The 18,847-nt window shown below is 73.5% G+C and carries 16 protein-coding genes; 12 read left to right on the top strand and 4 right to left on the bottom strand.

What is annotated here, in order from left to right; translation table 11 throughout:
* Nucleotides 1-48 precede the first annotated feature (48 nt).
* From ACI79U_RS09375 to ACI79U_RS09360, 4 genes are all read right to left on the bottom strand, one after another.
* Nucleotides 49-2,355 carry a SpoIIE family protein phosphatase gene (locus tag ACI79U_RS09375; RefSeq protein ID WP_457066809.1) on the bottom strand — a complete coding sequence of 769 codons (2,307 nt, stop codon included), beginning with the start codon at nucleotides 2,353-2,355 and terminating at the stop codon, nucleotides 49-51.
* Nucleotides 2,356-2,415: 60 nt separating this feature from the next.
* Nucleotides 2,416-2,889, bottom strand: a complete 474-nt coding sequence (locus tag ACI79U_RS09370) for a hypothetical protein (protein WP_457066806.1) — start codon at nucleotides 2,887-2,889, stop codon at nucleotides 2,416-2,418.
* Nucleotides 2,882-3,247, bottom strand: a complete 366-nt coding sequence (locus ACI79U_RS09365) for a hypothetical protein (protein WP_457066803.1) — start codon at nucleotides 3,245-3,247, stop codon at nucleotides 2,882-2,884. The genes ACI79U_RS09370 and ACI79U_RS09365 overlap by 8 nt, the downstream gene beginning before the upstream one ends.
* Before the next feature lie 64 nt (nucleotides 3,248-3,311).
* Nucleotides 3,312-4,304 (bottom strand): aldo/keto reductase, encoded by a 993-nt coding sequence (locus tag ACI79U_RS09360; RefSeq protein WP_457066800.1) that lies wholly within the window; start codon nucleotides 4,302-4,304, stop codon nucleotides 3,312-3,314.
* A 195-nt stretch (nucleotides 4,305-4,499) separates the two neighbouring features.
* On the opposite strand from ACI79U_RS09360, the gene ACI79U_RS09355 reads away from it, so the two are divergent.
* From ACI79U_RS09355 to ACI79U_RS09300, 12 genes are all read left to right on the top strand, one after another.
* A complete protein-coding gene (locus ACI79U_RS09355) occupies nucleotides 4,500-5,459 on the top strand; it encodes a siderophore ABC transporter substrate-binding protein (RefSeq protein ID WP_457066797.1) in 960 nt (319 codons plus the stop codon).
* A 13-nt stretch (nucleotides 5,460-5,472) separates the two neighbouring features.
* A complete protein-coding gene (locus ACI79U_RS09350) occupies nucleotides 5,473-6,510 on the top strand; it encodes an ABC transporter permease (protein WP_457066794.1) in 1,038 nt (345 codons plus the stop codon).
* A complete protein-coding gene (locus ACI79U_RS09345; RefSeq protein WP_457066791.1) occupies nucleotides 6,507-7,490 on the top strand; it encodes an iron chelate uptake ABC transporter family permease subunit in 984 nt (327 codons plus the stop codon). Before ACI79U_RS09350 ends, ACI79U_RS09345 begins: the two co-directional genes overlap by 4 nt.
* A 30-nt stretch (nucleotides 7,491-7,520) precedes the next feature.
* Nucleotides 7,521-8,279 carry an iron ABC transporter ATP-binding protein gene (locus ACI79U_RS09340; protein ID WP_457066788.1) on the top strand — a complete coding sequence of 253 codons (759 nt, stop codon included), beginning with the start codon at nucleotides 7,521-7,523 and terminating at the stop codon, nucleotides 8,277-8,279.
* Nucleotides 8,280-8,671: 392 nt separating this feature from the next.
* A complete protein-coding gene (gene ngg, locus ACI79U_RS09335; protein WP_457066784.1) occupies nucleotides 8,672-10,432 on the top strand; it encodes an N-acetylglutaminylglutamine synthetase in 1,761 nt (586 codons plus the stop codon).
* Entirely contained in the window at nucleotides 10,429-10,830 is a 402-nt protein-coding gene (gene crcB / locus ACI79U_RS09330; RefSeq protein WP_457066781.1) for a fluoride efflux transporter CrcB, read from the top strand. Before ngg ends, crcB begins: the two co-directional genes overlap by 4 nt.
* Nucleotides 10,827-11,180, top strand: coding sequence for a fluoride efflux transporter FluC (locus tag ACI79U_RS09325; protein ID WP_457066778.1), 354 nt, complete (start codon nucleotides 10,827-10,829; stop codon nucleotides 11,178-11,180). Before crcB ends, ACI79U_RS09325 begins: the two co-directional genes overlap by 4 nt.
* 77 nt (nucleotides 11,181-11,257) lie before the next feature.
* Nucleotides 11,258-12,649: an alpha,alpha-trehalose-phosphate synthase (UDP-forming) gene (locus tag ACI79U_RS09320; RefSeq protein ID WP_457066775.1), complete on the top strand. Its 1,392-nt coding sequence runs from the start codon at nucleotides 11,258-11,260 to the stop codon at nucleotides 12,647-12,649.
* Nucleotides 12,646-13,392, top strand: coding sequence for a trehalose-phosphatase (gene otsB / locus ACI79U_RS09315; protein WP_457066772.1), 747 nt, complete (start codon nucleotides 12,646-12,648; stop codon nucleotides 13,390-13,392). The genes ACI79U_RS09320 and otsB overlap by 4 nt, the downstream gene beginning before the upstream one ends.
* A 224-nt stretch (nucleotides 13,393-13,616) precedes the next feature.
* Nucleotides 13,617-16,157 (top strand): chemotaxis protein CheA, encoded by a 2,541-nt coding sequence (locus tag ACI79U_RS09310; protein ID WP_457066769.1) that lies wholly within the window; start codon nucleotides 13,617-13,619, stop codon nucleotides 16,155-16,157.
* 1 nt (nucleotide 16,158) lies between these two features.
* Nucleotides 16,159-16,605 (top strand): chemotaxis protein CheW, encoded by a 447-nt coding sequence (locus tag ACI79U_RS09305; protein WP_457066766.1) that lies wholly within the window; start codon nucleotides 16,159-16,161, stop codon nucleotides 16,603-16,605.
* Nucleotides 16,606-17,207: 602 nt separating this feature from the next.
* A complete protein-coding gene (locus ACI79U_RS09300) occupies nucleotides 17,208-18,818 on the top strand; it encodes a methyl-accepting chemotaxis protein (protein WP_457066763.1) in 1,611 nt (536 codons plus the stop codon).
* Nucleotides 18,819-18,847 lie beyond the last annotated feature (29 nt).

Below are 18,847 nucleotides of genomic sequence, written 5' to 3'. Positions count from 1 at the left end.
AGGGACCCGGCGCGAGCTTGCGAGCGGTGGGGGCGAGAGGGTCCTTCGTCAGTCGAAGCGGACGGCGATGACGGCGATGTCGTCGCGGCGGTCCGGGCTCGGGCCGACCGCCGCGACGCACAGCTCCGCCGGGGGCGCGTCCGCCGGCGCGGTCGCCAGCCGGTCGACCAGCAGGGCGATGCCGGTGTCCAGGTCCGCACCGGGGCGCTCGATCAGCCCGTCGGTGTACGCGACCAGGGTGGACCCGGCCGGCACCTGGAAGGTGTGCGAGCGGCGCTGCGCGCTGGTGTCGACGCCGATCAGCAGGCCGGTGACCCCGTCGAGCAGCTCGACCGAGCCGTCGGGCCGGCGCAGCGCCAGCGGCGGGTGCCCGGCGTTGGCCAGGGTCAGCTGCCAGGGGCTGCCCGGCTCGCCCGGGGGCACCGCCCGGGCGTAGACCATCGTCGCCATCCGGGCCACGTGCAGCCCCTGGACCAGGGCGTCGACGCGGCCGAGCACCTGACCGGCATCGGTCTCCCCCGCGTCCCAGGAGCAGGCGCGCAGCAGCCCGCGCAGGTGGCCCATCGCGGCTGCCGCGGCGATGTCGTGCCCGACGACGTCGCCGATGGCGATCCCCACCGAGCCGTCGGGCAGGTGCAGCAGGTCGTAGAAGTCCCCGCCCACCTCCGCGGCGCTGGAGGCGCTGACGTACTGCCCGGCGGCGCTGACCCCCGGGATCTCCGGCAGCTCCGGCAGCAGCGAGCGCTGCAGCGCCTCGGCGACCGAGTGCTCCTGCTGGTACAGCCGCACGTTGTCCATCGCCATCGCCGCCCGGCGGGACAGGTCGCGGGCCAGCTCGACGTCGGAGGGGCCGAACCGCCGGTCCTGGGTCTCGGCGACCAGGGTGAGCGCGCCGAGGGTGCGGCGGCGGGCGACCAGCGGCACGGTCAGCTGCGAGGACGTGCCCAGCTCGGCCATCACCGCGCGCAGCGCCGGGTCGGGAGCGGCCGCGCGCAGGATCTCGTCGGTGATCTCCGGGACCAGGACCGGCTCGCTGGAGGTGAGCACCCGCCGGATCGGCGCGGCATCGGGCAGGTCGGCGATCCGCAGCGCGGCGAAGCGGCGCAGCTCCTCGGGCAGGCCCCGCCGGTGGGCGGCCGAGGTGCCGGTGACCGCGCCGTGCTCGTCGACCAGGGTGACGAAGACCCAGTCGGCCAGCAGCGGCACGCACAGCGAGGCGAGCCGGTCGAGCAGGTCGTCGAGGTCGAGCGTGGCGCTCAGCGTGCTGGTCGCCTCGGCCATCAGCGCCAGCCGGCTCTGCGCCCGCTCGGCGGCCTCCCGGGCGATCTCGGCCTCGTGCCGGGCGGCCCGCTCGGCGGCGAAGGCGGCCGTCCGGTCGTCCTCGACCCGCACGCGCTCGGTGACGTCGGTCTGCACCCCGACGAAGCTGACCAGCTCGCCCTCGCCGTCGAAGACCGGGGTGATGGACACCTGGTTCCAGAAGGCCGTGCCGTCCTTGCGGTAGTTCAGCAGTGTCGTCGTGACCGGCTGGTGGGCCTCCAGTGCTTCCCGCAGCTCGGTGACCCGGCCGGCGTCGGTGGCCGGACCCTGCAGGAAGCGGCAGTTGCGCCCGACGATCTCGTCGTAGCTGTAGCCGGTGATCCGGCTGAACGACGGGTTGACCCAGACCAGCGGGTCGTCGGGCTGGCGCGGGTCGGTGATGGTGAAGGCGATGTCGGTGGCGACGACGGCCCGGTCGCGCAGCGTTTGCAGGTGCGACTCCGGGTCGGCGAGGTGGTGGCCCTCGTCCAGGTGCAGGAACACCACCAGGGACAGGCGCTGCTCGCTGGTGTCGCGGGACAGCGGGAAGCCGGTGACCCACAGCAGCTGCTCGGGTTCACCGGAAGCAGCGGCGGCGCGCAGCTCGTCGGAGCTGCGGCGCGCGGACAGCCGGACCGCCTCGCCGGTCACCGGGCGGCCCCCCGCGAGGTGGGAGAGCGGGTTGCCGGTGCTGGCCAGCGGTGCACCGGTGAGGTCGGTCAGGCCGGCCGAGGCGCCCCAGGTGTCGATCGGCAGCGGCAGGCGCGGGTTGCCGGCCAGCTCGATCGCGGCGGTGTTGGCGTAGACGACGGTGCCGTCGCGCTGGTCGATGACGAGCACCGCGACCGGGACCTCGGAGAGCACCCCGGGCAGTACGGCCTGCGCACCGTTCCGGCCGGCTGTCGACGAGACGACGGCCTCGGCGGCGCCGACCAGCGAGGCCTGGTGGCTGCGCTCGCTGTCGACGACCGGTGCCCCGGTGCCCGCCAGGGCAGCTGCGGCCTCCGGCGGGACGCCGGCGCCGGGGCTGACCGGTCCCCCGGCATGGTCCACCACGGTGGGGACCCTATCGAGACACTCGGTTGGGCACCACCGACAGAGCGGGGAACCACCCGGTCAGGGGTCAGCCGGCCGCTCCCGCTCGGCGGCCGTCCCGGCCGGGTTGCCGGACCGGTGGCGCAGCCACAGCAGGCCCAGCACCGGCAGCGCCAGCGGGATGAAGCCGTAGCCCTGGCCGTAGTTCGACCAGACGGTGGCGTCGGGGAAGGCGACCGGGTCCAGCAGCGACAGCGTGCCGACGACGAGCACGCCGGCCAGCTCCACCGAGCAGGCGACCAGCGCCGTCCGCCGGCCGCCCCGCCCGCCGCGGGCGAGCCCGACGGTGGCGACCAGGTACACCACCGCGGCCAGCGCGGAGAGCAGGTACGCCAGCGGCGCCTCGCTGAACCGGGTGGCGAGCTGGACCCCGGCCCGGGCGCCGGCGGCGAGGGCGAAGACGCCGTAGACGGCCACGAGCAGCCGGCCGGGGCCCCGCATGGTGTCCGCGGTCGCCGACGTCGGCTCGGCCGGGGTGCCGGCGTGCTCAGCCACCGGTGACCTGCCACACCTGGTCCAGCCGCCAGACCATGACGGCGACCGCGGCGGCGGTCACCGCGATGATCGTGCCGGCCCACCGGGTGGGGTCGGTGCGCGCCCAGAGCACCCCGGCCAGGGGCAGCAGGACGACGCTGGCCAGGTACCCCAGGAAGGTGGCCAGCTCGGTGGGCCGGTGACCGCCGATCAGCTCCGCGACCGCGACCCCGGCCAGCGCCAGGACCAGCAGCTGCAGCAGCCCGGCGCCGACCAGGTGGGCGGTGCCGATGCGCCGGCGCAGGGCGGTGCTCAGCACGCCGAGCAGGGCCAGGGCGACGGCGACGACGGTCACCGCGACGAGCAGCGGGGTGGTCACCGGCGGGGGCCGGACGGGCGGGCACGCACCCGCCCATCCTGCCCCCTGCGGGCCGGCGCCCGGCTCAGCGGTGCACGCTGGACATGTCCGGGTAGCGGTCACCGACGGTCGCCCCGGCGGGCGCGGCCTCGTCGAGGCGGCGCAGGTCCTCCTCGTCGAGGGTCAGCTGCGCGGCGGCGGCGTTCTCCTCCAGGTAGCTCACCCGCTTGGTGCCCGGGATCGGCACGATCGCCGGGTTGCCGTCCCGTCCGGCCTGCGCCATCACCCAGGCCAGCGCGAGCTGGGTGGCGGTGACGCCCTTCTCCTCGGCGATCTCGCGGACCCGGTCGACCAGCCGCAGGTTCTGCTCGAACGCGGCGCCCTGGAACCGCGGGTTGTGCCGCCGGAAGTCGTCGGGGGCGAGGTCGTCGAGGCTGCGGATCTGGCCGGACAGGAACCCGCGGCCGATCGGTGAGTAGGCGACGAAGCCGATGCCGAGCTCGGCGCAGGTGGCCAGCACCCCGTTGTCCTCCGGGTCGCGGGTCCACAGCGAGTACTCGGTCTGCAGCGCGGTGACCGGCAGCACCGCGTTCGCCCGGCGGATGGTGTCGGGGGCGGCCTCGGAGATGCCGGCGTGCCGGATCTTGCCGGCCTCGACCAGCTCGGCGATCGCACCCCAGGTGTCCTCGATGGGGACCGTGGGGTCGACCCGGTGCTGGTAGTAGAGGTCGATCTCGTCGACCCCGAGCCGCTCCAGCGAGGCGTCGCAGGCGGCGTGCACGTACTCCGGCCGACCGTTGATGCCGAGCCGGGTGCCGTCCTCGCGCCGCTCGTTGCCGAACTTGGTGGCCAGCACCACCTCCGCGCGCCGGCCGGCGATCGCCCGGCCGACCAGCCGCTCGTTGGTGAAGGGCCCGTACATGTCCGCGGTGTCCAGGAAGGTGACGCCCAGGTCGAGCGCCCGCTGGACGGTCCGCTCGGCCTCCGCCTGGTCCCCGGTGCCGTAGAACTCGCTCATCCCCATGCAGCCCAGACCCTGGGCGGAGACGGTCAGGTCGCGGAGCGTGCGTGTCTGCATGGGTCGGGAGTGCCCGCCGCGCGGGCGGCGCAACCCGATGCGTCAGCCCGGTCGGACGTCCCACTGGGTGGGAGATCCGGGCGTCTTGGTCACGAAACGGTCACGGCGGAGTGACAAGCACTGGCTGTGCTGATTGGTTAGGCGGGCCTAAGTGAGGCCAGCCTTTCCTCAGCGAGTTCGACCCTGGAGTCCCGCATGTCCCGAACGTCCCGGCCCTTCGCCGCGACCGCCCTGTCCCTGACCGCCGCGCTGACCCTCGGTGCCTGCGGAGGTGGCGAGGAAGAGGCAGCGGCCTCGGCCGGGGCGAGCAGCACCCCCGCCGAGGTCACCGTGACCCACGCGCAGGGCGAGACCACCGTGCCGGTCGACCCGGAGACCGTCGTCGTCTTCGACGTCGGGGTCATCTCCACCCTGGACAGCCTGGGCGTCGAGATCGCCGGCGTCCCGGACGCGGTCTACCCGGAGGGACTGGCCGAGTACGGCGAGGACGAGTACGCGAAGGTGGGCTCGCTGTTCGAGCCCGACTACGAGGCGGTCAACGCCTTGGAGCCCGACCTGATCATCGTGGCCGGGCGGTCATCCACGGTGTACCCGGAACTGGCCGAGATCGCCCCGACGATCGACCTCACCGTCGACAACACCGACTTCCTCGCCTCGTTCGAGGAGCGGACCACCGCACTGGCCGAGGTGTTCGGCGAGCAGGAGGCGGTCGCCGAGCGGCTGGCCGCCGTCGAGGAGCGGGCTGCCGAGGTGGCCGAGGCCGCCGAGGGCGCCGGCGAGGCCCTGATCGTGATGACCAGCGCGTCGGAGGTCAGCGCCTACGGCGCCGGTTCCCGCTACGGCATCATCCACAACGAACTGGGTCTGGCTCCCGCGGACGAGGGGCTGACCGAGGCGAGCCACGGTGACGCGGTCTCCTTCGAGTACCTCGCCGAGACCGACCCGGACATCATGTTCGTGCTGGACCGGGACGCCGCCATCGGTGAGAGCGGTGCTGCCGCCGAGCAGGTGCTGGACAACGAGCTCGTGCGCGGGACCACCGCCTGGGAGAACGACGCCGTGCACTACCTGGACTCCAGCGTCTGGTACATCGCGCCGAACGGCCTGCCCTCGGTGGAGGCGATGATCGAGGAGATCGCCGCCGCGGTCGAGTGACGGCACCTCGCCCATGACCAGCACGTCCGAACGACCGGTCGACGCCGCACCCGCCCCCCGGGGGCGGGTGCGGCGTCGCCGCGGTGTCCAGCCGTGGCATCTGGCGGCGGCGGCGCTGCTGCTCACCGCCGGTGGGATGGCCTCGCTGTTCATCGGCGTCAGCGACCTCACGCCGCTGGACCTGCTCGATGCCGACGAGTCACAGGCCACCGTCTTCTGGACCAGCCGGGTGCCCCGCCTGGTCTCGATCCTGCTGGCCGGATCGGCCATGGCGGTCGCCGGCCTGGTGATGATGTCGCTGACCCGCAACCGGTTCGTCTCACCACAGACGGCCGGCACCACCGAGTGGGTCGGCCTGGGGATCGTCGTGGCCACGCTCGTCTTCGGCAGCACGTCGGTGTTCGCCAAGATGGCGATCGCAACCGTCTTCTCGCTGGCCGGCACCTTCTTCTTCATCTGGCTGCTGCGGCGCATCGTGCTGACCGACATGATCGTCGTGCCCCTGGTCGGGATCCTGCTCGGCGGCGTGGTCATGGCCGCCGCCACCTTCCTGGCCTACCGGTTCGACCTGCTGCAGTCGGTCGACGCCTGGATGAACGGTGACTTCTCCGGAGTCCTGGCCGGGCGGTACGAGCTGCTGTACCTGGTCCTGGCCGCCACGGTGGTGGCCTACCTCTACGCCGACCGGTTCTCCGTGGCGGGCATGGGCGAGAGCTTCGCGGTCAACCTGGGCATCGCCTACACCCGGGTGGTCACGATCGGTCTGGTCATCGCCTCGGTGGTCACCGCGATCGTGGTGGTCACCGTGGGCAACATCCCCTTCCTCGGCCTGGTCGTGCCGAACATCGTCACGCTGGCCATGGGTGACAACCTGCGCCGGGTCCTCCCGGTGACGGCGCTGGCCGGAGCGGCGTTCGTCCTGGTCTGCGACGTGCTGGGTCGGACGATCCGCTACCCCTACGAGGTGCCGGTCGGGATGATCGGTGGCGTCATCGGCGGGGTGGCGTTCATCTGGCTCCTGCTGCGGGCGCGCAGCCGGGGGGTCTCGTGAGCACCGCCGTCCTGACCTCGACCCAGCGGTCCGCCCGGCGGCGGCGCGCACTGGTCGTCCTCGGCGTGCTGACCGCGGCTGCGGTGGTCGCCTTCCTCACGGTGGGCGTGACCGGCTCCTGGGACTACGCGCTGCAGCAGCGCAGCCGGCGGCTGGCGGCCATGGCCGTCGTCGCGGTGGCGGTCGCGGTGTCCACCGTGCTGTTCCAGACGGTGGTCAACAACCGGATCCTCACGCCGGAGATCATGGGTTTCGACCGGCTGTTCGTGCTCATCCAGACGCTCGGGGTGTTCCTCCTCGGCGCCGGCACGGTCACCACGGCCGACCCCCGGTTGCGTTTCGTGGTCGAGGCCGTCGTGCTGGTGCTCTTCGGGGCGGGGCTGTACAAGGTCCTGTTCGGTCGCACGGAGCGCGACGTGTACGTGCTCGTGCTGCTCGGGGTGGTCCTGGGCGGCCTGTTCACCAGCCTGACGCTGCTGGTCTCCCGGCTGATCGACCCCAACGAGTTCCTGACCCTGCAGGACATGCTGTTCGCCAGCTTCAACTCCGTCGATCGCCAGATGCTGGCGCTGTCGGCCGTCGTGGTCGGCGCCGTCGTCCTCGCCGTGTGGCGGCTGGTCCCCCGGCTGGACGTCATCGCGCTGGGCCGGGACACCGCGCTGAACCTCGGTGTCGAGCACCGGCGGGTGGTCAACCGGACCCTGCTCGCCGTGGCGGTCCTCGTGGCCGTGTCCACCGCCCTCGTCGGGCCGGTGACCTTCCTGGGTCTGCTGGTCGCCAACCTCGCCCGCCAGGTGCTGGGCACCCACCGCCACGTCTGGGTGCTGCCCGGAGCGGCCCTGCTGGCCCTGCTCGCCCTGGTGGGTGGCCAGCTGGTCCTCGAGCAGGTCTTCGGCTTCAACTCGGCGCTGAGCATCGTCATCAACTTCGTGGGCGGGATCGTGTTCATCGCCCTCCTGATCCGGGAGCCCCGCCAGTGAGAGAGCACCGCCAGTGAGGGAGCAGAACCAGTGATTGAGATCGACTCGGTCTCGAAGTCCTACGGCGGCGTCCGGGTCCTCGACGACGTCAGTCTGCAGATCCCGGCGGGTGGCATCACCTCGATCGTCGGTGCCAACGGCGCCGGGAAGTCGACGCTGCTGTCCGTCGCGGCCCGTCTGCTACCGGCCGACAGCGGGCGGGTCGAGGTGGACGGCATGGACATCGCCACCACGCCCGGACCCCAGCTGGCCCGGCGCCTGGCCGTGCTGCGTCAGGAGAACTCGATGACGGTACGGCTGACCGTCCGCGAGCTCGTCGAGTTCGGGCGCTTCCCACACTCGGCCGGTCGGCTCACGGCCGAGTGCCGGCGCCGGGTCGACGAGGCGATCGCCTGGTTCGAGCTCGAGCCGTTCGCCGACCGGCACCTCGACCAGCTCTCCGGGGGCCAGCGCCAGCGGGCCTACGTGGCGATGGTGCTGTGCCAGGGCACCGACTACGTGCTGCTGGACGAGCCGCTGAACAACCTGGACATGCGGCACTCCGTGCAGATGATGCGGATGCTCCGCCGGATGGCCACCGAACTGGGCAGGACGGTCGTCCTCGTCGTGCACGACATCAACTTCGCCGCCGCCTACTCCGACCGGATCGTGGCGATGCGTGACGGCCGGGTGATCGCCGAGGGACCCACCACGGAGCTGATGGATCCCGCGGTGCTCCGGAAGGTCTTCGACGTCGAGGTCGACGTGCACGAGATCGGCGGCCGCCCCGTGGGCGTCTTCTGGACCTGACCCCGGCCCACGCCGAGGCCGGACGGGAACACCGAGCGCCGGTGGCCCATCGTCCGCCCGGTTCTGGGCTGTCGGCGTTCACCGGCCAACGGCAGCGGCGATGAGCTCCACCCGCGCCACTGAGATGTCGGAGGCGCGCGACTCGCCCATCCGCCGGGCGATGTCGGCTACGGGTGCCGGGCCGGTGCCCCCCCAGCTCTGCCAGTGCACGCAGTACGTCCCGCTGGGCAGGTGTGGCCCGGCCCCAGCGAAAGCGGTAGAGCCCGTCATCGACCTCGCGCCGGGCCTCGCGCAGCCCCACGCCGACGTCTGATGCCCTCTGACACACGATGGGCCGAGGGTTGCGTTCCACGTGGAACGCCCCCGTCATCCGGGTCCCCTACGGTGGACGGGTGACCAGTGCACCCCGTCGGCTGGCCGGCCACCGCGCGCGACCGGAGCCCCGTGCGCCGCTCACCAGCCGCTCCTGGCAGCAGCCCGACCCCCACGACCTGGCCGGCATGGAGACCGACGTCGTCCTGGACATGGGCTGGGGGCGGCTGGTCTTCGGTCAGACGTTCGCCGACCTCTCGGGCGTGCTGACCGCCCTGCGCGCGGAGGAGACCGGTCGCCGGGACATCTGCATCTACCCCCGCGACCCGCAGGTGCTGGTGGGCCTGGCCCCGGACGAGCTGTTCATCGACCCGTCCTACGTCTACCGGCTCCCGCTGCACCGGTACCGGCCCCGGGAGGAGGTCATCCGGGGCGTGTTCGTGCGCACCGTGACCTCCGCGGCGGAGATGCAGCGGATCAACGACCTCTACGCGAAGGCCGGCATGGTGGTGGGTGACGCCGCCACGATGTGGCGCAACCACCGCACGCGCACCTTCACCTACCTGGTCGCCGAGGACCGCCGCACCGGCGCGGTGATCGGCACCGTCACCGGCGTCGACCACGAGCTCGGCTTCGGCGACCCCGACGGCGGCACCAGCCTGTGGTGCCTGGCCGTCGACCCGCAGGACGCCCCGCCGGGCACCGGCGAGGCGCTGGTCCGGGTGCTGGCCGAGCGGTACATCGGCCGCGGCCGCGCCTACCTGGACCTGTCGGTCATGCACGACAACGGCGGGGCGATCGCGCTCTACCGCAAGCTCGGCTTCTCCCGGGTCTCGGCGGTCTGCGTGAAGCGGAAGAACCCGATCAACACCCCGCTGTTCTCCGCTCCCCCGGCCGGGCTGGAGGAGCTGAACCCCTACGCCCGGATCATCGCCGACGAGGCGCTGCGCCGGGGCATCCGGGTGCAGGTCACCGACCCCGCGTGGGGGGAGATCCGGCTGACCCTGGGCGGGCGGTCGGTGCTCACCCGGGAGTCGCTGTCGGAGTTCACCAGCGCGGTGGCGATGAGCCGCTGCGACGACAAGCGGGTGACCCGGCGGATCGTCGAGCGGGCGGGGGTGCGGGTGCCCCGCGCCGTCGTCGTCGACGGCGACGACCTGGACGCCGCCCGCGGGCTGCTCGCCGAGTGCGGCGAGCTGGTGGTCAAGCCGGCCCGCGGGGAGCAGGGCAAGGGCATCACCGTCGGCGTGCGGGACGACGACGGGCTGGCCCGTGCGGTCGAGCTCGCCGGTCAGTTCTGCCCCGACGTGCTGATCGAGGAGCTGGTGGCCGGCGACGACCTGCGCGTCGTCGTCATCGACCACGAGGTGGTGGCCGCGGCGCTGCGCCGCCCCGCCGAGGTGGTCGGCGACGGGCGCAAGGACGTCACCGCGCTGGTGCAGGAGACCAGCCGGCGACGCGAGCGGGCCACCGGCGGCGAGTCGAGCATCCCGCTGGACGACGCCACCGCCGAGGTCGTGGCCGACGCCGGGCACGGCATGGGCGACGTGCTGCCCGCCGGGCAGCGGCTGCGGGTGCGGCGCACGGCGAACCTGCACACCGGCGGCACGATCGAGGACGTCACCGACCGGCTGCACCCCGAGATCGGCGCCGCGGCCGTGCGGGCCAGCCGGGCGATCGGCATCCCGGTGACCGGCATCGACTTCCTGGTGCCCGACGTCGCCGGCCCCGACGCGGTGTTCATCGAGGCCAACGAACGCCCCGGCCTGGCCAACCACGAGCCGCAGCCGACCGCCGCCCGTTTCGTCGACCTGCTGTTCCCCGAGACCCGCCGGCGGTGATCCCGTACGTCGCCGCGGCACTGGGCGGCGCCCTGGGTGCGCTGGCCCGCTGGGCCGTCGCCGAGACGCTCCCCTCCTCCCCCGGTGGCTGGCCGTGGGCGACGCTGCTGGTCAACCTCGTCGGCTGCCTGCTGCTCGGTGCCCTGCTCGGGGCGGTGTTCGCCCGGCACCCCGACCACCCGTGGCTGCGCCCCTTCCTCGGCACCGGGGTGCTCGGCGGCTTCACCACCTTCTCCACCTTCGCCGTCGAGACGGTGCGGCTGGCCGACGCCGGCGCGGTGGCGACGGCGGCCGGCTACGGGGCCGCCTCGGTGCTCGGTGGGCTGCTCGCGGCGGTCGCCGGGGTGTGGCTGGCCCGGGTGCTCGCGCCCCCGCGCCCGGCGGAGGCCGCCCGGTGACGGCGCTGTGGGTGGTGCTGGGCGCGCTGGCCGGGGCGCCGCTGCGGCTGCTGGCCGAGCGGGTGGCCGTCGCCCGCCGCGGCCGGGGCAGCGTGGTCGGCACGCTCACGGTGAACGTCGTCGGCAGCGCGCTGCTCGGGGTGCTCCTCGGCCTCCGCGGGGTCTCCCCCGCCGTGCTGGCGCTGGTCGGCACGGGCTTCTGCGGCACGCTGACCACCTTCTCCACGCTCGAGCTCGACGTCGTCCGGCTGGTCGAGGAGCGGGCCGTCGGGCGCGCGCTGGCCTACCTCACGGGGACGCTGGTGCTCGGCCTCACGGCGGCCGCCGGGGCGTGGTCGCTGGTCCGGTGAGCGGCTGAGGGCGCGCTCGACCCCTCCGGTTGCGTAGGGTCGGGGCCGACGAGGACCCCGACGGTGGAGGTGCACAGGTGGGCGCGGACAGCCCGGTGGTGGTGGTTGCCAACCGGCTCCCGGTCGACCAGGTCACCGACCCCGACGGCACGACCCGGTACCAGCGCAGCCCGGGAGGGCTGGTCACCGCACTGGAGCCGTTCGTCGCCGGCCGGGGCGGGGCGTGGGTCGGCTGGTCCGGAGCGGCCGGTGAGGCCCCGGAGCCCTTCGAGTCCGGCGGCATGCACCTGGTGCCCGTGCCGCTGTCGGAGGAGGAGGTCGACCGCTACTACGAGGGGTTCTCCAACGCCTCGCTGTGGCCGCTCTACCACGACGTGGTCGAGAAGCCGGAGTACCACCGGCACTGGTGGGACACCTACGTCCAGGTCAACAAGCGGTTCGCCGAGCGCGCCGCCGAGGTGGCCGCCGAGGGCGCGATCGTCTGGGTGCACGACTACCAGCTGCAGCTGGTCCCGGCGATGCTCCGCCAGCGCCGTCCCGACCTGACCATCGGCTTCTTCCTGCACATCCCGTTCCCGCCCTACGAGCTGTTCACCCAGCTCCCCTGGCGGTCGGCGATCATCGAGGGCCTGCTCGGCGCCGACCTCATCGGCTTCCAGCAGCCGGCCGCGGCGACCAACTTCGTCAACCTCGCCCGGCGGCTGCACGACCTGTCGACCAAGGGCAACACGGTCAGCTACGAGGGCCGCACGGTCACCGCGAAGTCCTTCCCCATCTCCATCGACGTCACCGTCTTCGACGAGCTCGCCCGCAGCCCGGAGGTGCTCGCCCGGGCCGCGGAGATCCGCGAGGAGCTGGGGCAGCCGGACAAGATCATCCTGGGCGTCGATCGGCTCGACTACACCAAGGGCATCGGCGTGCGCCTGGAGGCGTTCCAGGAGCTGCTGGAGGACGGCGCCATCGAGGCCCCCTCCACGGTGTTCGTGCAGGTGGCCACGCCCAGCCGCGAGCGGGTCGAGCACTACGTGACCATGCGCGAGACGATCGAGCAGCAGGTCGGCCACATCAACGGCCTGTACGGCTCGATCGCCGGGCCGGCGGTGCAGTACTTCAACCAGTCGATGCCGCGCGAGGAGCTCGCCGCGATGTACCGCGCGGCCGACGTCATGCTCGTCACCCCGTACCGCGACGGCATGAACCTGGTGGCCAAGGAGTACGTCGCCGCCCGGGGTGACCTGGGCGGGGTCCTCGTGCTCAGCGAGTTCGCCGGGGCGGCGGCCGAGCTGAAGCAGGCACTGCTGGTGAACCCGCACGACATCGCCGGGGTGAAGAACCAGCTGCTGCGGGCGCTGCGGATGGACCCGGCCGAGGCGACCAAGCGGATGCGGGCGATGCGCCGGCACGTCACCAAGCACGACCTCGACCACTGGGCGAACTCGTTCTTCGACTCGCTGGAGGCGCAGGCGTGACCGAGCTCGACCCGGCGCTGGCCACCGCGCTCGACGGGCTGGCCGCCCGGCGTCCGCTGCTGGTGGCCAGCGACTACGACGGCGTGCTGGCCGGGCTGCGGGACGACCCCGCAACCGCCGTCCCCGAGCCGGGTGTCGCCGAGCTGCTGGCCCGGCTGGCCGCCGTCGAGGGGGTCACCGTGGCGCTGGTCAGCGGCCGCGGGGTCGAGGACCTGCAGCGCACCAGCGGGCTCACCGGGCCGTTCCGCTGGATCGGCAGCCACGGCGCCGAGTTCGACGGCCCGCTGGCCGGGGAGCTGCGCGCCGTCCGCGACGAGCTGGTCGCCACGCTGTCGCCGCTGGTGGACGCCGTCCCGGGCGCCCGGCTGGAGGTGAAACCGGCCGCCGTCGCCGTGCACGTGCGCACCGTCCCCGAGCCGGCCGCGCGGCCGGCGCTGCTGGAGCGGGCCGCGGCCGCCGCGGGCCCGCACCACACCCCCAAGCCCGGCAAGGACGTGCTGGAGATCGCCGTCACCGACGCCGACAAGGGCACGGCGCTGCTGCGGCTGCGCGACGAGCTCGGCGCCGACGGCGCGCTGTACCTCGGGGACGACGTCACCGACGAGGACGGCTTCCGCGCCCTGGGCGGCGACGGGGTCACCGTCAAGGTCGGCGACGGGGAGACCGCGGCCGCCCACCGGGTGGCCGACCTCGCCGGGGCACGCGCCGTGCTGGCCCGGCTCGCCGACGCGCTCGGCGGCTGAACCGCCCCTCCCCCCCCCGCCGGTGGTCAGGGGGCCCCGCCCGCCTGCCGATGACTGGGAGCACGACGGGCAACGCCCGGCGCCGGCCTCACCCGATCGGTGGCGTCCGGAGCAGAAAGTCGTGCGCAACGGCCGGGTTCCCCTCAAGGAGATCGGCGGTGTGCCGATGAAACCGACGCTGCGCGGGGAAGGCCCGCCGCGGCACCCAGAGGGAAGAGGCGGGCGTGGACGGTCTGGACGACATCGTCGAGGAGTTCCTCGTGGAGAGCCACGAGAACCTCGACCAGCTGGACCAGGACCTGGTGGCACTGGAGCAGGACCCCCGTTCCCGTGAGCGCATGTCGAGCATCTTCCGCACGATCCACACCATCAAGGGCACCAGCGGCTTCCTCGCCTTCAACCGGCTGGAGGAGGTCGCGCACGTCGGGGAGAACATGCTGTCCCGGCTGCGTGACGGCGCCCTGGACCTGACCCCGGCGCGCACCAACGCGCTGCTCACCATGGTGGACTCCATCCGCGCCCTGCTGGCCGCCATCGAGGCCTCCGGTGGCGAGGGCACCGTCGACGTGGCCGGCACGGTGGCCCTGATCAGCGCCGCCCTCGAGGACTCCCCCGCGCCCGTCGCCGAGGCCGCGCCCGTCGCCGAGGCCGCTCCCGTCGCCGAGGCCGCTCCTGCCCCGGCCGAGCCGGCCCCGGTGGCGGCCGCGCCGGCGAAGAAGGCCGCCGTCCGCAAGGCACCGGCCAGCGCCGCCAAGGCCCCGGCCAAGAAGGCCCCCGCCCGCAAGGCGCCCGCCCGGGCCGCGGCGCAGCCCGTCGTCCCGGCGCCCGCCGCGGCGCCGGAGGTCGAGTCCATCCGCACCCCGGCTCCGGCGGTCCTCGACCTCCCGGCCATGGCCGAGGTCCCCCTGGAGGTCCCCCTGGAGGTTCCCGTGGACGTTCCCCCCGCCCCGGCTGCCGCCGGCGACCTGGCTCCCGAGCCGGGCACCCCGGAGGCCCAGTCCGGCCGGCGCGCCGTCGCCGACAGCACCATCCGCGTCGACGTCGACCTGCTGGACAACCTGATGCTGCTGGTCGGCGAGCTCGTGCTCACCCGCAACCAGATCGTCCAGTACGTCGGCCGGCAGAACGACCAGGACCTGGTCCGCGCCTCCCAGCGGCTCAACCTGATCGCCAGTGAGCTGCAGGAGAGCGCGATGAAGACGCGCATGCAGCCGATCGACCACATCTGGAGCAAGCTGCCCCGGGTCGTGCGCGACCTGGGCCTGCAGTGCGGGAAGTCGGTCCGCCTGGAGATGGTGGGTCGCGACACCGAGCTGGACAAGACCCTGCTCGAGGCGGTCAAGGACCCGCTGACCCACCTGGTGCGCAACTCGGTCGACCACGGCGTCGAGCGCGCGGCCGACCGGGCCGCCGCCGGCAAGCCGACCGAGGGGGTGCTGACCCTGCGCTCCCGGCACGAGAGCGGCCAGGTCGTGGTCGAGGTCGCCGACGACGGTGCGGGCATCGACCCGGCCAAGATCGGCGCCAAGGCCATCGAGAAGGGCCTGCTCACCGCCGACGCCCTGTCCCGGATGAGCCCGCAGGACGTGCTGCAGCTGATCTTCCTGCCCGGCTTCTCCACCGCCGCCGCGGTCACCAACGTCTCCGGCCGAGGCGTCGGGATGGACGTCGTCAAGACCAACATCGAGGCGATCGGCGGCACCATCGAGGTCGAGTCGGTCCCCGGCCACGGGACCTGCACCCGGCTGCGGATCCCGCTGACCCTCGCGATCGTCCCGGCGCTGACCATCGAGTGCGCCGGTGACCGCTACGCCATCCCGCAGATCAGCCTGCAGGAGCTCGTGGCGCTGGACGCCGAGAAGGCTGCTGCCGCGGTCGAGGACGTCGGCGGCGCCTCGGTCTACCGCCTCCGCGGCGAGCTGCTCCCCCTGGTCCACCTGGCCGATGTGCTCGGCCTGCCGTCGGACCGGCACGACGGGCACGTCGTCATCGCGGTGCTCAGCTCCGAGGGACGGCGCTTCGGCCTGGTGGTCGACCGGGTCATCAACACCGAGGAGATCGTGGTCAAGGCCGTCAGCGGCCAGCTCAAGCAGATCGGCCTGTACTCCGGGGCCACGGTCCTGGGTGACGGCGCCGTCGCGCTGATCCTCGACGTGCAGGCGCTGGCCCGCCGCGCGCTGCGCACCGAGACCACCGAGCGCCAGGAGCAGCGCAACGCGCTCGCCGCCGCGACCGCCTCCAGCGCCGAGCGGACCCGGATGCTGCTCGCCGCGATCGGTGGGGGCCGCCGGGTGGCCATCCCGCTGGACACCGTCACCCGCCTCGAGCAGGTGCGCAGCGAGACCGTCGAGCGGGTCGGCTCCCGGGAGGTCGTGCAGTACCGCGGCGCGATCCTGCCGATCGTCCGGCTCGACCGGCACCTGGGCGCCTACGGCGACACCGACCGCGAGGTGCTCGAGGTCATCGTCTACGCCGACCACGGCCGCAGCGTCGCGATCGTCGTGGAGGAGATCCTGGACATCGTCGACGGCGAGGCCGCGGTGCAGAGCGACATCGACGACCTCGGCCTGCTGGGCTCCGCGGTCATCGGCGACCGGGTCACTGAGCTGCTCGACGTCCGGGCCGCGATCCTCGCCGCCGACCCGGCGTTCTACACCACCACCGCCCCGCTCGCCGAGCTGCCGGGGATCGGCCTCGACTCCCCCGCCTTCGGCTTCGACGGCGACTCCCCGGCCCACTCCACCACCCACTTGACGGAGGTCTGACATGAGCAGCGCGACCGCCACGATGCCGGCCAGTGCGCAGCTGGCCACGTTCTGGCTCGACGGTGACCTCTTCGGGGTGGAGGTGGAGCACGTCCAGGAGGTGCTGCGCAGCCAGGGGATCACCCGGGTCCCGCTCGCGCCGCCCGCCGTGGCCGGGCTGATCAACCTCCGCGGCCAGGTGGTCACCGCCATCGAGCTCCGCGAGCGGCTGGGCCGCAAGCCCCGTCCGGAGGGGCAGGAGGCGGTCGTCATCGTCGTCCGCCTGCGGGGTGAGGCGGTGAGCCTGCTGGTCGACAGCATCGCCGACGTCGTCGACGTCAACGTCCGGGACTTCGAGACCCCGCCGGACACCCTCGACGGCGCGGCCCGCGACCTGATCCGGGGCGCCTACAAGCTCGACGGCCAGCTGCTGCTCGCCCTCGACGTCAACCGCGCGGTCGGGACCTGAAGAAGGACCCCGCTGCCCCCACCGCTCGCTCGCTCGCGGCGGGCCCCTGCAGCGGGGCCTGACCGAACCACCACGACGGCCGCCGCGCCTCCTCCCCGGGGGCCGGCGGCCGTCGGCGTACCGGTGACCGACCCGCGGGGTCGACTCGTCGATTCCCGAGAATGGTCACCCGGCAATCTTCGGGAAATGCGCGACAACGGGCCCGGTCACCGGGAGAATGGTGTCGTGGGGGGGGGGGGGGGGGGGGGGGGGGGGGGGGGCGGCGCCCCCCCCCCCCCCCCCCCCCCCCCCCCCCCCCCCCCCCCCCCCCCACCTCCGGAAAGCCGAACACCCCGTCCCGGACGACGGTCACTCGACCGGGACCGCACCACCCCGCGGCCACCGCCCCGCCCCCTTCCCCGGGTGAGGTGGTGGCCGCGGTGGCGTTCTGGGGCAGGAGCGTCAGAAAGAGCCTGGAGTGTCGATATGGACACCGGGGAGAATGGTCACCCAGAAATACCCCGACCGGCTGCGCGACACGTGCGGAGAACGGGTACAGCGCATTTCCGTATCCCGCACCATGGACTCCGACGAACTTTTCACCTGCTGTTCTGGAGCCCGCCATGCACGCACCCGCCACCCCGTCCTCCCAGCGCTCCTGGTGGGGCGATCGCAGTGTCCGGACCAAGGTCCTGGCCACCGCCGGCGTCGCCAGCGCCGTCGCCGCCGGCATCGGCGTGATGGGCCTGACGGCGCTCGGCGGCTCGGCCGACGCCGCCGACACCCTGTACGCGGACAACCTGCTCGGGATCGCCGCCGCCGCGGAGATGGACGCCCGGATCGGGGACATGCGGGTCAACCTGCGCGACACCATCCTCGGGGCCGACCCGCAGGCCGCCGTCGCGCAGATCGACGAGCTCGGCGAGACCTTCCGGGCCACCTCGGAGGACTACCGGGCTGCCACCGACGATCCCGGCAAGCTGGAGCTGCTCGACGGGATCGTCGCCGACGTCGGCCAGTACCTCCAGTTCCAGCAGACCGTGCTGGTGCCGCTCGCCCAGGCCGGGGACTACCAGGCGTGGATGGCCCAGAACGCCAGTGGGGGCGCCCCGCCCGTGACCTCGGCGATCGAGGGCATCCAGGAGCTCACCGCGATGGAGTCGGCCGAGGCCGCGGCGATGGTGGCCACCAACCGCGACCTCTACGAGAAGCAGCGCACCCTGTCGCTGGTGCTGATCGTGCTGGGCGTGGCGATCGCCCTGGGGCTGGGCTGGTTCGTCGCCCGCTCGATCTCCCGCGCCGCCGGCCGGGTGCAGGCGGTCGCCGAGGGGCTGGCCGCCGGCGACCTGACCCGCACCAGCGGGCTGACCACCCAGGACGAGCTGGGCCGGATGGGTGCTTCGCTGGACGCCGCGGTGGTCGAGCTGCGGTCGGTGATGACCTCGGTGGTCGCCTCGGCGGATGCGGTGGCGGCCTCGTCGGAGGAGCTGTCGGCGTCCTCGGCGCAGATCTCGGCGTCGGCGGAGGAGACCTCGGCGCAGTCCAACGTCGTCTCCTCGGCGGCGGAGGAGGTGTCGCGCAACGTGGGCACGGTGGCCGCGGGCGCGGAGGAGATGGGCGCGTCGATCCGGGAGATCAGCCAGAACACGAACGAGGCGGCGCGGGTCGCGGCCTCCGCGGTGGCCGAGGCGGAGGCCACCACGCTCACGGTGACCAAGCTGGGCGACAGCTCCCGGGAGATCGGTGAGGTGGTCAAGGCCATCACCTCGATCGCGGAGCAGACGAACCTGCTGGCGCTGAACGCCACCATCGAGGCCGCGCGGGCCGGGGACGCCGGCAAGGGCTTCGCCGTGGTGGCGAACGAGGTGAAGGAGCTGGCCCAGGAGACCGCGCGGGCGACGGAGGACATCGCGCGTCGGGTGGAGGCGATCCAGGGCGACACGTCGGGGGCGGTGGCGGCGATCGGGCGGATCAGTGAGGTGATCGGGTCGATCAACGACTTCCAGCTGACCATCGCCAGCGCGGTGGAGGAGCAGACGGCGACGACGAACGAGATGTCGCGGTCGGTGCAGGAGGCAGCCGGCGGGTCGACGGAGATCGCCGCGAACATCACCGGGGTGTCGTCGGCTGCGGCGTCGACCACGCAGGCGCTGGGTCAGACCCGGCAGGCGGTCGACGAGCTGTCCCGGATGGCCAGTGACCTGCGGGGGAGCGTCGCCCGCTTCACCTTCTGAGCGCGCCACGGCCCTCGTCATTCCCGGGT

Source organism: Modestobacter sp. SYSU DS0904, from assembly GCF_054051115.1.
The sequence above is the reverse complement of the archived record's forward strand: the minus strand, read 5'-3'. Positions and strand labels throughout refer to the sequence as shown.